This is a genomic window from Pedococcus sp. P2_F6 (assembly GCF_056403675.1).
Genome location: NZ_JBFUEZ010000008.1, coordinates 1 through 13,375, shown reverse-complemented (window position 1 = coordinate 13,375; position 13,375 = coordinate 1). Strand labels below are relative to the sequence as shown.

11 protein-coding genes and 1 pseudogene are annotated in these 13,375 nt (G+C 67.7%); 8 read left to right on the top strand and 4 right to left on the bottom strand.

Going from position 1 to position 13,375, the window contains the following annotated elements; translation table 11 throughout:
• Positions 1-49 precede the first annotated feature (49 nt).
• The 4 genes from glpK to kduI are packed head-to-tail and all read right to left on the bottom strand — an operon-like array spanning position 50 to position 3,964.
• Positions 50-1,573, bottom strand: a complete 1,524-nt coding sequence (gene glpK, locus AC1DWP_RS18130) for a glycerol kinase GlpK (protein WP_477615890.1) — start codon at positions 1,571-1,573, stop codon at positions 50-52.
• Positions 1,570-2,391, bottom strand: a complete 822-nt coding sequence (locus AC1DWP_RS18125) for an IclR family transcriptional regulator (RefSeq protein WP_344130501.1) — start codon at positions 2,389-2,391, stop codon at positions 1,570-1,572. Before AC1DWP_RS18125 ends, glpK begins: the two co-directional genes overlap by 4 nt.
• A complete protein-coding gene (locus AC1DWP_RS18120) occupies positions 2,388-3,146 on the bottom strand; it encodes an SDR family oxidoreductase (RefSeq protein ID WP_477615889.1) in 759 nt (252 codons plus the stop codon). The genes AC1DWP_RS18125 and AC1DWP_RS18120 overlap by 4 nt, the downstream gene beginning before the upstream one ends.
• On the bottom strand, positions 3,146-3,964 hold the full coding sequence (gene kduI / locus AC1DWP_RS18115; protein ID WP_477615888.1) for a 5-dehydro-4-deoxy-D-glucuronate isomerase: 819 nt from the start codon (positions 3,962-3,964) through the stop codon (positions 3,146-3,148). The genes AC1DWP_RS18120 and kduI overlap by 1 nt, the downstream gene beginning before the upstream one ends.
• Before the next feature lie 169 nt (positions 3,965-4,133).
• Here kduI and AC1DWP_RS18110 point away from each other — a divergent pair, with 169 nt between their 5' ends.
• From AC1DWP_RS18110 to AC1DWP_RS18075, 8 genes and pseudogenes are all read left to right on the top strand, one after another.
• A complete protein-coding gene (locus AC1DWP_RS18110) occupies positions 4,134-5,435 on the top strand; it encodes an ABC transporter substrate-binding protein (protein WP_477615887.1) in 1,302 nt (433 codons plus the stop codon).
• Positions 5,432-6,343, top strand: coding sequence for a carbohydrate ABC transporter permease (locus AC1DWP_RS18105; RefSeq protein ID WP_477615886.1), 912 nt, complete (start codon positions 5,432-5,434; stop codon positions 6,341-6,343). The genes AC1DWP_RS18110 and AC1DWP_RS18105 overlap by 4 nt, the downstream gene beginning before the upstream one ends.
• Positions 6,340-7,245 (top strand): carbohydrate ABC transporter permease, encoded by a 906-nt coding sequence (locus tag AC1DWP_RS18100; RefSeq protein WP_477615885.1) that lies wholly within the window; start codon positions 6,340-6,342, stop codon positions 7,243-7,245. Before AC1DWP_RS18105 ends, AC1DWP_RS18100 begins: the two co-directional genes overlap by 4 nt.
• A gap of 38 nt (positions 7,246-7,283) precedes the next feature.
• Positions 7,284-9,989, top strand: a complete 2,706-nt coding sequence (locus AC1DWP_RS18095; RefSeq protein ID WP_477615884.1) for a hypothetical protein — start codon at positions 7,284-7,286, stop codon at positions 9,987-9,989.
• Complete coding sequence (locus tag AC1DWP_RS18090) at positions 9,979-11,106, top strand: glycoside hydrolase family 88 protein (protein ID WP_477615883.1); 1,128 nt, start codon at positions 9,979-9,981, stop codon at positions 11,104-11,106. Before AC1DWP_RS18095 ends, AC1DWP_RS18090 begins: the two co-directional genes overlap by 11 nt.
• Positions 11,103-12,029, top strand: a complete 927-nt coding sequence (locus AC1DWP_RS18085; RefSeq protein WP_477615882.1) for a sugar kinase — start codon at positions 11,103-11,105, stop codon at positions 12,027-12,029. Before AC1DWP_RS18090 ends, AC1DWP_RS18085 begins: the two co-directional genes overlap by 4 nt.
• Complete coding sequence (locus tag AC1DWP_RS18080) at positions 12,019-12,636, top strand: bifunctional 4-hydroxy-2-oxoglutarate aldolase/2-dehydro-3-deoxy-phosphogluconate aldolase (protein ID WP_477615881.1); 618 nt, start codon at positions 12,019-12,021, stop codon at positions 12,634-12,636. The genes AC1DWP_RS18085 and AC1DWP_RS18080 overlap by 11 nt, the downstream gene beginning before the upstream one ends.
• Positions 12,637-13,132: 496 nt before the next feature.
• Positions 13,133-13,375 (top strand): annotated as a pseudogene (locus tag AC1DWP_RS18075) (haloacid dehalogenase type II); the annotation flags it as partial.

The following is a 13,375-nucleotide window of genomic DNA, read 5'->3' as shown; positions in this document are numbered from 1 at the left end:
AACGCGCCGCCGGGGTGGCTGCGGCCGCGGTCGGTTTCCGAGGTGGGGCTCATGACACGTCGACCCAGTCGAGTGTTCGCTCGACGGCCTTGAGCCATTGGCGGTGACCGCGCTCGCGTTGTTGGGCATCCCACGTGGGCGCCCACTGCTTCGACTCCTGCCAGTTCGCCGACAGCTCGTCGACGCCGGACCAGAATCCGGTCGCCAGGCCGGCCGCGTAGGCGGCACCCAAGGCTGTGGTCTCGGCGACCACAGGGCGGCTGACCGGAATACCGAGGATGTCTGCCTGGACCTGCATCGCGAAGTCGTTGGCGGTCACCCCGCCATCGACTCGCAGGACGTCAAGGCGGACGCCGCTGTCCTGCTCCATCGCGGCCATGACGTCCTTGGACTGGTAGCAGATCGACTCCAGCGCCGCCCGCGCGAGATGCGCCCTCGTGTGAAACCTGGACAGGCCGACGATGGCTCCGCGCGCGTCGGGGCGCCAGTACGGGGCGAACAGCCCTGAGAACGCGGGGACGAAGTACAGGCCACCGGTGTCGGCGACGCTGCGCGCGAGCGCCTCGCTCTCGGCCGCGTCGCCGATGATGCCGAGCTGGTCCCGCAACCACTGGATGGCCGAACCGGTCACGGCGATCGACCCCTCCAGGGCGTAGGCGGGCGGCGCCTCGCCGAACTGGTAGGCGACCGTCGTGATCAGCCCGTGCGTGGAGTGGACGATGTCCGGACCGGTGTTGAGCAGCAGGAAGTTGCCTGTGCCGTAGGTGTTCTTGGCCTGGCCGGCCTCGAAGCAGAGCTGTCCCACACTGGCCGCCTGCTGGTCGCCCAGGTCACCGGACAGGGGGACTGCCCCCCGGAACGGCCCGGCACCCAGCGTGACGCCGTAGTGGTCCGGGTCCGCGGACGGCCGGATCCGGGGAAGCATGCGCCGTGGCACACCGAAGAAGCCCAGCAGCTCGTCATCCCAGTCCAGGGTGGCCAAGTCCATCAGCATCGTCCGGCTGGCATTCGTGGGATCCGTGACGTGCACGCCACCGGAACGCCCTCCGGTGAGGTTCCACAACAGCCACGTGTCGGTGGTCCCGAACAGCGCACGGCCGGACTCGGCCGCCTCTCGCAGACCTTCGACGTTCTCGAGCAGCCACTGCAGCTTGCCGCCGGAGAAGTATGCCGCCGGCGGAAGACCGGCACGTGCCCGGATGACCTCCCCGCGCCCGTCGCGCTCGAGAGCGGCGGCGATCCGGTCGGTGCGGGTGTCCTGCCACACGATGGCGTTGTGGAAGGGCCGGCCGGTCACGGGATCCCACACGACGGTGGTCTCCCGTTGGTTGGTGATGCCCACTGCGGCGAGGTTGGGTGCGGTCAGCTTCGCCTTGTCGAGCGCCACCTCGATGACGTTCTCAGTCCGCCGCCAGATCTCCAGGGGATCGTGCTCGATCCACCCGGTCCGCGGCAGGATCTGCTCGTGCTCGAGCTGGTGGGCGGCGACCACGGCCCCGTCGTGGTCGAAGATCATGAATCGCGTGCTGGTCGTTCCCTGGTCGATGGCGCCGACGAAGTCCGAGGCGGTCATTGCCGGGTCCGCAGTGGGGGGGCGAGATCTGCGGCCGTCGGTCGGTAGCCCAGTGCCTGCGACACCTCACGTGCGGCGGCCACCACGAGGGGAGCGACCTCCCGAACGCGCTTCTGGTCGATCTCGAACGCCATCGCGGACATGCTGATGCCCCCAGTGGGAACTCCGCGGTGGTCGCGCACCACCGCGGCGACGCATCGGGTGTGGAGCTCGTTCTCCTCGTCGTCGATCGCGTACCCACGACGTGCGACGGCCCTCAGGTGCTCGATCATGGTGTCGGCGTCCGTGATGGTTCGCGGCGTCGCCGCCGGCATTCCCGCACGGCTGAGGATCGCCCGAGCTTCATCCTCCGTCAGCGCTGCCAGGAGAGCCTTGCCGATGCCGGTGCAGTGCACGGGGATTGCCAGCCCGACCCTGGAGCGCATCTCGTAGGCGCGCCGGCCCTCGACCTTGGCCACGTACACGGCCTGGTCGCCTTGGCGCATCGCGAAGTGGACCGTGTGCGTCGTCTCGTCCCGCAGCCTTTCCAAGATGGGGACGACGATGCCCATGCCGGCGTCTGAGGCCGCTTGGGCCGACAGGGTGAGGAGACCGGCTCCCGGGAGATACCCGTGGTCGCCATCTCCGCGCACCCAGCCCAGGCTCACCAGCTCCTGGATGATCCGATGCACGGTGGACGTGGGCAGTCCCGTCTTACGGCTGATCTCGCTCACCCCCGAGTGCTCGGTCAGGGCCTCCACGACCCGGACCACCTTGGCCACCGCGGTGGCCCGGTCCCCCGGTGGATCGTCGCTCGACATCCTCGGGCTCGCGGTCATCGGGCCATCCACCCGCCGTCGACCACGAGGGTGTGGCCCGTGATGTATCGAGCGGATGGACCCGCGAGGAAGACGACCGCGCCGACGAGGTCCTCCGGCGTCCCCCAGCGTCCGGCGGGGATTCTCGCGCGGATGGCCGCTTCCCGGTCAGGATCCGCACGCAGAGCGCTGGTGTTGTCGGTCGCGATGTAGCCCGGGGCGATGGCGTTCACCGTCACGCCGTACTGGGCCCATTCGTTGGCCAGCGCCTTCGTCAGGCCGGCCAAGGCGTGCTTGCTCGCTGTGTAGGAGGCGACGTTGATCCCGCCCTGGAAGGAGAGCAGTGACGCGGTGTTGATGACCGAGCCCCTGCCCCGTTCCACCATCCCAGCGCCCACGGCCTGGGAGAGCACGAAGGCGGAGTCGAGATTCGTGGCGATGACGCGCTGCCAGTCGGCGTAGTCTACCTCGAGTGCCGGGGCCCGCGAGATCATGCCCGCGTTGTTGACCAAGATGTCGACGGGGCGCTGGTCCCCGAGCTGGCCCGCGGCGCGGGAGGCGTCTGCCGGGTCGGACAGGTCACCGATGATGGTCGACACCTCCCGACCGAGACTCGAACAAGTCTCCTGGGTCTCGCGCAGGCTCGACTCGCTGCGTCCCCACAGGACGATGTCGGCCCCGGCCGCGGCCAGCGCCTCGGCCATGGCTGCTCCGATCCCCCTGCCGGCTCCGGTCACCAGCGCCGTCTGCCCGGTGAGCCCGAAGCTCGCCTCCATCATGAAAGGTCTGCCGTGTCGACTGGATCCATGTCGTTGTAGGCCAGGTTCTCCCCACCCGTTGCCCACACGAACTTGTAGGAAGCCGTGCCGGCGCCGAAGTGGACGGACCACGGTGGGCTGATGACGGCCTGGCGGTCGGCCACGATGATGCTCCTCGTGCTGGACGGCTCCCCGCACAGGTGGACGACCCGCTCGTTCTCCGGCAGGTCGAAGTACAGGTAGGTCTCGGTCCGACGGTCGTGCGTGTGGCACGGCATGGTGTTCCAGACGCTCCCACTGGCGAGCGTCGTGATCCCGATGGCGAGCTCACACGAGGCGACGCTTGCGCCGTGGACGTACTTGCGGATGGTCCGCTTACTGGCGGCAGAGTCCTCGCCGACCTCGACGACGTCCGCGTCGTCACGAGCGACGAGCGTCGTGGGCAGCCCGCGGTGCGCCGGCACGGACACGAGGTAGAAGCTGGCTTCGCCGGACACCTTGATGGACTTCGTCCCAGCGCCGACGTACAGGATGTCCTCCCCCTCCATCGCGTACTCGGCGCCGTCCGCACTGACGAGCCCCGGGCCGGCGAGACAGACGATTCCCAGCTCGCGTCGATCGCAGAGCGCCTCCGCGCGCACCTCGTCCGGCGCCACGATGTCGAGCGACTGCCCGGCCGGCATGGCTCCGCCGATCAGCACGCGGTCGCCCTGGCTCAGACAGAAGCGCACCTCGCCGGGAGCGAAGAGCTCTTCCACGAGGAAGCGCTCGCGCAGTGCTGACGAGGGCAGTGCGTCGAACTCGGACGGGTGTGTGGCCAGCCTGACGTCAGTCATGGGACTCCCTTTTCGGTGGTGCAGTGCGATGTCACGCTTCCCGCCTGATGGGAAAGTCTTCCCTTGTGGCGGAATAGGCTCCAGTATGCACGTGAACAACGGATTACGCCAGAGCAGCCATCCCGGCCGACACGGCATCCGATGACATCCACAGAGAGGTGGAATCCCCATGCGACTTCGCGTGAAGATCGGTACTGCTGGCCTGGCGCTCGCGGCGATGGCCCTGACGGCATGTGCCCCCGGCTCGTCGAGCTCGTCCTCCGACTCGGCCAGCGGCCCCAAGACGGTGGACTTCAAGAGCTTCAAGGGCAAGACCCTGACGTACGTGTACTTCACGGACGGTCCGGACGAGCAGGCCACCAGGGACGCCATCGCCAAGTTCGAGGCGGAAACCGGCGCGAAGGTGAACCTGCAGATCCTCCCCTTTGCCGACCTCAACACGTCCCTCCAGGCGCGGCTCTCCGCCGGCAACGCCCCCGAGGTCGCTCGAGTCTCCGACTGGCGCGTGTACGCGGACGAGGCAGTCGACTTCAAGGAGTACTTCGGCAAGGACTACCCCGCAGAGTTCTCCCCCGGCGCGGTCAGCGCCGCCCAGGATGCCGAGGGCCACATGTATGCCGTGCCCAGCGACCTCACCATCAACGGCCCCATGATCAATGTGGATGCCTTCAAGAAGGCCGGCGTGCCCGTCCCGACGAAGTGGACATGGGACCAGCTGGTCACCGATGCGAAGAAGGTGGCGGCAGCCAACAACATGAAGTACGCCGTCGCCATCGACAAGTCCGGAAACCGCCTCAGCACGGTGCTCAGCCAGTACGGCACGGTGATGATCGGCAAGGACGGCAAGAACGCCCTCGACAAGGACAAGGCCACCAAGGCCCTGACCTTCTTCACCGAGCTCGTCAAGAGCAACGTCATCCCCAAGGACTTCTGGCTCGGGTCGGGCAGCAAGTACTCGGGAGCAAACGAGATCTTCCTGGCCAAGCAGGTTCCGGTCTACCTGTCCGGGCCGTGGCAGGTCGGGGCATTCGCCAAGAGCGCCAAGTTCGAGTGGGCCGCAGTGCCCAACCCGTGTGCCGAGCGTTGCGGCGGCTTCCCCGGTGGCAAGTACATGGTCGCGTTCAAGGGCAGCAAGGAGCCCACGCTGGGCGCCGCGTTCGTCCAGTGGATGAACCGCTCGGAGAACCAGAGCGCCGTGGACAAGACCGCCTTCTGGCTGCCCACCCGTCAGGACCTGACCACCTCAGGAGTCAAGTACCCCAGTCGCGACAGCGACATGGCCGTCTTCATCTCCCAGATCGGCGAGACGCCTGAGGAGACCTTTGCGACCGGTGGTCACCCTGCCTTCACGAAGTCCGCAACTGCCTTGATCGCCGAGACCGACAAGGTCGTGGCAGGACAGCAGGACGTGGCGACGGCGGTGACCAACCTGTCGGCAGCCATTGACAAGGCGATCAAGGAGTCATCGTGACCGCCTTGGCACCCGCCAGGACGGCCCCCCGCAGGCGGCGGATCCAGACCCGGACCATCGCGCCATACCTGTTCGTGCTCCCCAACATGGTGATCTTCGCCTTGTTCACCATCTGGCCCGCCTTGAACGGTCTGAACCTGAGCTTCTATGACAGCAGCAACGGCAGGTCGTTCGAGCCGGTCGGCACGGAGAACTACCGCTCCATCCTGAGTGACACGGAGTTCTGGACTGTCGTGCGACACACGGCACTGTTCACGGTGGGCTTCGTGGTCATCTCCACGATCCTCGCCACGGCCCTGGCCCTGCTGCTCCATGCGCAGGGCCGGGGGCGGGGCGCCCTCAGCGCTGCCTTCTTCCTGCCCGTCCTGATCTCCCCGGTCGTCGTCGGAATCATCTGGAGGGCAGCCTTCGAACGCCAGACAGGACTGGTCAACCAGACGATCTCGGCGGTCGGCCTGGGCCAGCCGGGGTGGCTCGTCGAGCCGAACCTCGCACTGGTCGCCATCATCATGGTGGGCACGTGGATCCACCTCGGCTTCTACGCGATGATCCTGCTCTCCGGCCTCCAGGCGATCGACACCAGCTTGTACGAGGCCGCCACGATCGACGGCGCCACGGCCTGGCAGAGGGTCCGACTCATCACGCTGCCGCTGCTCCAGCCCACGATGATGGTCGTCATCATCCTGGCCACCATCGCGGGGTTCCAGTCCTTCGACTTCATCTTCACGCTCACCGGAGGCGGGCCCGTGCGCGCCACCACCCTGATCGTGCAGTACATCTACGAGAACGGGTTCAGCTTCCCGATCGAGTACGGGCTGGCCAGTGCGGCCGCGGTCATCCTCTTCGTCGTCGTGTTCACGGTGACCTTCGTCAACTACGTCATCGGCCGCAGGAGCGACGCGATATGAGCACTCAACCCGTCCTCGAGACCACTCGATCCCGCTCCGACGAACCACCCGTCAAGCAGCGCACGTGGACCTCGACCACCGGTCGTCCCCCGTCGACCAGCACCGTGGTCCGCACCGCCCTGCTCACCGCCGGCGCCCTCGCAACCATCGCCCCGGTGGTCTGGGCAGCGATGTCGTCCTTCAAGACCCAGGAGGAGCTCGCCCAGACCCCGCCGACGATCGTCCCGAAGGACCCCACGTTCGACAACTACACGACGGGGCTGCAGGCGTTCGACTTCACGCACTACCTGACCAACAGCCTGATCGTGACGGTGTGCGCGACCGCGCTCACCCTGGTGATCAACTCCATGGCGGCGTACGCCTTGGCCAAGTACAACTTCCGCGGCCGCACGTTGCTGTTCATGATCACGCTGGCGACGATCATGATCCCCCTGCAGGTGATCCTCCTGCCGGTCTACCAGATGGTTGCCTCGCTGGGGATGACCAACTCCCTGCTGGGCCTGATCATCCCCCCGGCAGCGACTCCGACCGGCGTCTTCCTGCTGCGGCAATACATGCTCACGCTGCCTGACGAGATGATCGAAGCCGCCCGGATCGACGGCGCCGGCGAGTGGGCGATCTTCTGGCGGATCATCCTGCCCCTGAGCCGTCCAGCGCTGGCCGTCGTCGCCATCTTCTCGGTGATCTGGCGCTGGAACGACTTCCTCTGGCCGCTCATCGTCGCCCAGGACGAGTCGAAGCAGACGCTGCCGGTCGCCATCGCCCGGTTCGCCAGCCAGCAGGCCATCCCCTTCAACCAGATCCTGGCGGTGTCCGTCGTGACCATCGTCCCGATCGTGATCATCTTCCTCATCCTCCAGCGTCAGATCATCGCCGGACTCGCCCAAGGGGCCATCAAGTGATACCAGTCGACCCTTTGCCAACGACCAGCGGCAGGACCGTGCACACCCTCGACGCGCGCGGCTACATCCGGGACTGGCTCGTCAGCCCCGCGTGGAGCTCGCCGTGCGACGACCTCGACCAGGTGCTTGCAGCCGACGGCAGCCCCTGGGGAGCCGAGGGCCGGTGGGTCCTGACCAACGGCCCGGACGTCGCGCCGCTGAAACGCCTGTTGTACCAACGGCATCCGCTCCTCACCCGGCAGGCCACTCCGGACGTCGTCGAGGGAGGGGAGATCGGCTGGACCCGCTCCGAGGGTGATGAGCCCTCCACAGGCACCTGGCAACGCACCCACGTCGGTGGTGACGGGCTCGTCGACTGGAGCCGGTTCTGCTACACCCCCGAGTACCGCCATGCCATCGCCGCCACCACTCTCGAGGTGGACCAGGCCGAGTACCGCGACCTCGAGGTGTCGAGCACCGGCCCGGTGGCCGTGTTCGTCGACGGCGAGCTGCTCCTCGCGACGGAGGACTTCGGCTACATGGAACCGATCCGCCACACCATCAGGGTCCGGCTGGAGTCCGGGACCACCTCCCTCGTGGTGGCCACGTGGCAGGTTGCCTTCCGTGAGTGTCGTCACGTGGCGGCGGTCCGGGTCCACGGTCTCCCGGTCAGGGTGGTGGTCCCCTCCCCCGGAGCGGACGAGCACCAGTCCAGAGTGGCCGAGCAGCTGCTCGACTCGATCGGCGTCGGCCCGTGGGTCAGCACCGACGGCACGACGAAGGTGACGGGTCCACGCGACAGCCGGATCCTGGTCTCCGTGGCCGGCGGGCCCAGTCAGTGCCTGGTGCTCGAGGGCGGCTCCGCCACCCTCGAACTTGCTCAGGCACAGCCGGGCGACGACCCGGACTCTGAGGGCGCTGCCTCCATGCTGAGCACAGGCGAGAGCGAGCTGACCCTCCGCGTGGACCAGCCCGAGGTGCCGGTCTTCAGGGTGGCCAGGGTTGCGACCCTTCCCGAGAAGCGACGGGACCACCCCAGCGGCAGCGAGCCCCGAGTATGGCGTCAGGAGTTCCTCCAGCACAGCGCCGCCGCCAGCCCGGGCACGGCCCGAGCGCTGGCCCTCCAAGCCCTCGAGCCGGGCCAGCCGCTGGACCCCGCGGACCTCGAGACGGCGCTGCGGATGATCGGCTCTCGCTACGACTGCGCGGACTTCGAAGCCGTCGGGCTCGTCCACCTCTGGCACCGCATCCCAGTGAACTGCTGGGCGGATGACGACCGGACCCAGGTCCGGGACGCCCTCACGACCTTCAAGTACTGGATCGACCAGCCGGGCCTTGACGCCATGTGCTACTTCACGGAGAACCATCAGTTCGTCTGGCACACCGCCGAACTGCTGGTGGGTGAGATGTTCGCCGACGAGAAGTTCAGTGGTACCGGCTGGACCGGGCGTCAGCACGCCGAGCACGCCTACCCCCTTGCGGAGGAATGGATCCATCGCAAGCTCGCTGGCGGTTTCAGCGAGTTCGACTCCAATGCCTACCTCGCCATCGACTGCTTCGCCCTGGTCTCACTGGTCGAGTTCGCCGAGTCGCCAGAGCTCCGACACCTGGCCGAGGCCCTCCTCGACAAGTGTCTGCTCACGCTCGCCACGAACTCGTGGAAGGGAGTGCACGGAGCCGCCCACGGCAGGTCCTACACGCACACCCTTCGGTCGGCCCGGTTCGAGGAGACCGCTCCCATCATGTGGCTCCTGTGGGGTGTCGGTGCCCTCAACGACGCCACCCTGCCTGCCACCTCGCTGGCCACGACCGAGCACTACTCACTGCCACCGGTGATCCGCGCGCTTGCCCAGCACAGCCCCGAGGAGTGGGACGGCAGGCAGGTCTACCGCGGCGAGTACCGCCTGCACCACGACCTGCTGGCCCGTCCCTACGGCTCGGACCTGCGCGTGTGGCGCACGCCCGACGCGATGCTGTCCAGCGTCCAGGACTACCGCTCGGGGCTGCCGGGACTGCAGGAGCACATCTGGGGCGCGACGCTGGGTTCGGAGATCCAGGTGTTCGCCACCCATCCGGCGGCCGACACGATCAGCTCGGCGGCTCGCCCGAACAGCTGGGCGGGCCAGCTGGTCCTGCCGCGGGCACACCAGGACCGCGACACCGTGCTGGTGCTGCATCGCCTACCCGAGCAGGACTGGATCGGCACGACGCACGTGTGGTTCCCGGTCGCGCTGTTCGACGAGTGGCAACAGGTCGGGTCATGGCTCGCCGGACGGGTGGACGACGGCTACGTGGCCATCGCCACCGACGGCGGTCTGCGACCACAGCTGACGGGTGACGAGTCGTGGCAGTGCTGGTGGCCCAACGGTGATGGCCGGAGCTACGTGACCACCGTCGGTCGTCGTGCCGTGGACGGCTCGTTCGACGACTTCGTCGGCGCGCTCACGGAACCTGAGTTCGGTGGCAGCAAGGCCGATCCTTCGGTCGGTTGGACGGCCCGCGACGGGCGTGCCCTGCACGTAGCCTGGTCACAGGCATTCACGGTGGACGGCCGCTCGGCAGGCCTCGGCCCCGACGGTCGCCCGGAGAACCCCCCGCACCTTGCCAACCCGGCCTGTCGTCAGGAGTTCGGCGCAGCTGGTCTCGAGGTCGAATGGGAGGGCGAGAAGCTCGTCATCGACTACGCGGCGGGACGTCGAGTCGAGCCCGAGAGCGGCGTCGCCGCGTCACTGTCCTCTGAGGGGGGTCAGCGCCGTGGCCGGTAGCGACCTCACCTCGAGCCGCTTTGCGGCACCGCCGCTGCCGCCACTCGGTGCCGAGGCGCTGACGCGTGATGCCCTGGTGTCGCTCGGGAGGCAGATCGAGGACAAGACCTGGCACGACGGCCTGCCCGACTTCTTCTGGGGGGAGGGTGTCTGCCTGCTCGGGATGATCCGCTTCGCCGAGGCGGCTGGCGAGTCCTTCCCATCCCGGGTCAGCGCGTGGCTGGACGAGCACGGACGCAGCGACCTCGTCCTGGATCACGTGAACCATCTCGCTCCCGGCACCGCTGCCGTTCTCGACGGCAGGCCGCAGTCCGAGGCCCTCGCCGCCCGGTTGCTCACGTGGCTCCAAAGCTCTCCCGACGTGACACACGCAACCAACGGCGCCATCGAGCACTGGCCCGATGGCGTCTGGGCCGACACCGTCTTCATGGGAGGACTGTTCCTCGGTCACCTCGGTGAGGCACTAGGTGACGCGGCACTGGCCTCGGAGCTGGGCCACCAGTGGCTCACGCATGCCGAGATCCTCCAGGACGAGTCGACCGATCTCTTCGTCCACGGATCCCATGCCGGAATCGCCATCAGGTGCTTCTGGGGGCGCGCCAACGCCTGGATGGCGCTGAGTGCAGTGGAGTACCTCGAGCTCGCGAAACGGCGCCCGGACCTCGCCGACGCACAGGCAGTCGAGGAGGTACGCACCCGCCTGGGTCGCCAGCTCAGAGCCCTTGCAGCCTGTCAACCGGACCACGGCGTGTGGAGCGTGCTGGTCGACGACCAGGCGGAGAACGCAGGCGTACTCGAAACCTCGGCCGCCGCGGGCCTCGGGGCGGCCATGCTCCGAGCCAGCCAGGTCGTGCCGGGCCTCGACGACTCCGTGGTCGAGGCTGGGTGGCGAGCTGTTGCGGGAGCGCTCGCCTACGTGAACGACGGAACCCTGACCCGGGTCAGCGCCGGGACCGTCCTGCAGCTTGTTCCCTTCGGCTACAGCGTGATCCGCGACGACCGACCCCAGTTGTGGGGTCAGGGTCTTGCCCTGCACGCCGTGGCCGCCGCACTCGCGGCGCAGGGGGGCAGCGCGGCCGTGGCGTCGACCGACGCGGGCGCCGGGGCCCGACGATGAGCACCATCCTGTGCGTCGGCGAGGCCCTCATCTCGCTGACACCGCCCGTCGGGACTCCGCTGGTGGACGCGACGGACCTGCACCTCAGCACCGGTGGCGCCGAGGTCAACGTGGCCGCTCATCTCGCCCGCCTCGGCGTGCCCACACGCTTCGCGGGACGGGTCGGCGAGGACCCCTTCGGGGCGCGACTGCGACAGACGCTCGATGACCTCGGAGTCGACAGCAGGTTCCTGGAGGTCGACCCCGAACGCCCGACGGGCCTCTACTTCAAGGACGCCAACGGTTCTGGGACGACCATGCGGTACTACCGCAGCACCTCCGCGGCCACCAGCTATCGCCACGTCCCGTCCCCAGCCCTCGCCGACGTGGCACACATCCACCTCACGGGGATCACGCCCGCACTGTCGGACGACTGTCGCCGCCTCGTCGAGGACGTTCTCGCGCTCCCCGACGTGAGGACGTCGTTTGACGTCAACTACCGCAGCGCCCTATGGGGCGTGACAGAGGCGGCCGGCATACTGCGGTCTCTGGCCGAACGGGCGGACATCGTGTTCGTCGGCCTCGATGAGGCGGGCGACGTATGGGGCTGCCGCACCTTTGACGAGGTCCGTCGACTACTCCCCCAGCCGTCCGAACTCATCGTGAAGGACGGCCCACGTGAAGCAGTCGCATTCGTGGGCTCACGGGTGGTGAGAGTGCCAGCACCAGTCATCGAGGTCGTGGAGCCTGTGGGCGCCGGCGACGCATTCGCCGCGGCATATCTGGCTGCACGCCACTACGGGCACGACCCGTTAGACGCTCTGCATTGGGGACATGCCCTTGCTGGGGCGGTCCTGCAGGTGCTGGGAGATCACGGCGTGACCATGGACCGAACCGCTCTGGAGGAACAGATCCGTAACGAGGCGGTGAACCATGGCGCCTGACATCTCCCCCGACGGCGTGACTGCCTTCGTCGACCAGGTGTCCCGGGCGCGCATCATCCCAGTGCTGCGAACCCAGAGCGCGGATGAAGCCGTGAAGGCGGCTGGCCGTTGCTTCGACGCCGGACTGACCATGGTCGAGCTCACGGCTACCACGACGGACTGGCCACTGGCCCTCCAGCAGGTGCGCAAGGACCACCCTGACGGTCTGGTTGGCATCGGTACCGTGCTGAACGAGTCGGCTGCTCTCAGGGCCATTGACGCGGGAGCTGACTTCGTGGTCTCCCCATGCCCAGTGCCCACCGTGAGGGGTGTTCTCGAGGGACAGATCCCCCTGATAGAGGGAGGGCTGACAGTCGGCGAGATCCTAGCCGCCGCGCAGCACGGCGTGGCGAAGCTGTTCCCAGCTCACGTCGGCGGGGTGATGTATCTACGCTCCCTCCTCGCGATCGCGCCCAACAGCCGGATAGTCCCCACCGGGGGAATCCCGCTCGCGGACGCGTCCCAGTGGTTGGCTGCCGGTGCGACCGCCGTCGGTGTAGGTCGCGACCTCCTGGAGGCTGGCGACATGGTCGCAGCGATCCGCCAGGCACTCGAGACGCCCGCGTAGACACGTCGCGACTCCCCGTGTCAAGGAACGGAAACGGGCTGGCAAGGAGTTCGGGCTCCGACGATGCGATGTGCGCTGACCTGCGATCGTCCGGACATCGACCCGGCGACACCCTGAAATAGCGTCGTCACGCGTCCATCGGGGCGTCTCATGCGTTTCTGCCCCGTCCCAGCCATCCCAGCGCGTCTCCTTCTTTTCGAGGGCCGTCTCAGCATCAGCTGGCTGACGACTCCTGCCTTCGGAACTGGACGGTGACGGTGCGGCTGACTCCGCACGACGACGTGCTGGAGTCGGTGCGCTTCGTCGACGACTCACAGGTCCTCACCCAGAATGTGAGCATGACCCCATGACGCGCAGGGCGCGCCGCGGGCAGATCTCGGTCGACTCTCCATAAGGCCCTTCCAGTTCCAGTTTGGAACTGGAACGAGATAGGGTAGGCTTCATCCAGGAGCGGGAGTCCGTTTCCCAGAGGCACACTGATCGGAAGGCAGACACCATGACCGAGCCCCAGTTTCGCCCCAAGTACGTGTCGTTCGACTGCTACGGCACGCTGATCAGCTGGCCGATGACGCCCATCACCAAGGAGCTGGTCGGCGACCAGGTCCCCGCGGAGCAGTGGGACCAGTTCGTCGCCGAGTTCCGCGGCTACCGCTACGACGCCGTGCTCGACGCCTACTACCCCTACGAGCGGGTGCTGCAGAGCGCCTTCGACCGGGTCTGCCGCAAGTGGGGGATCGAG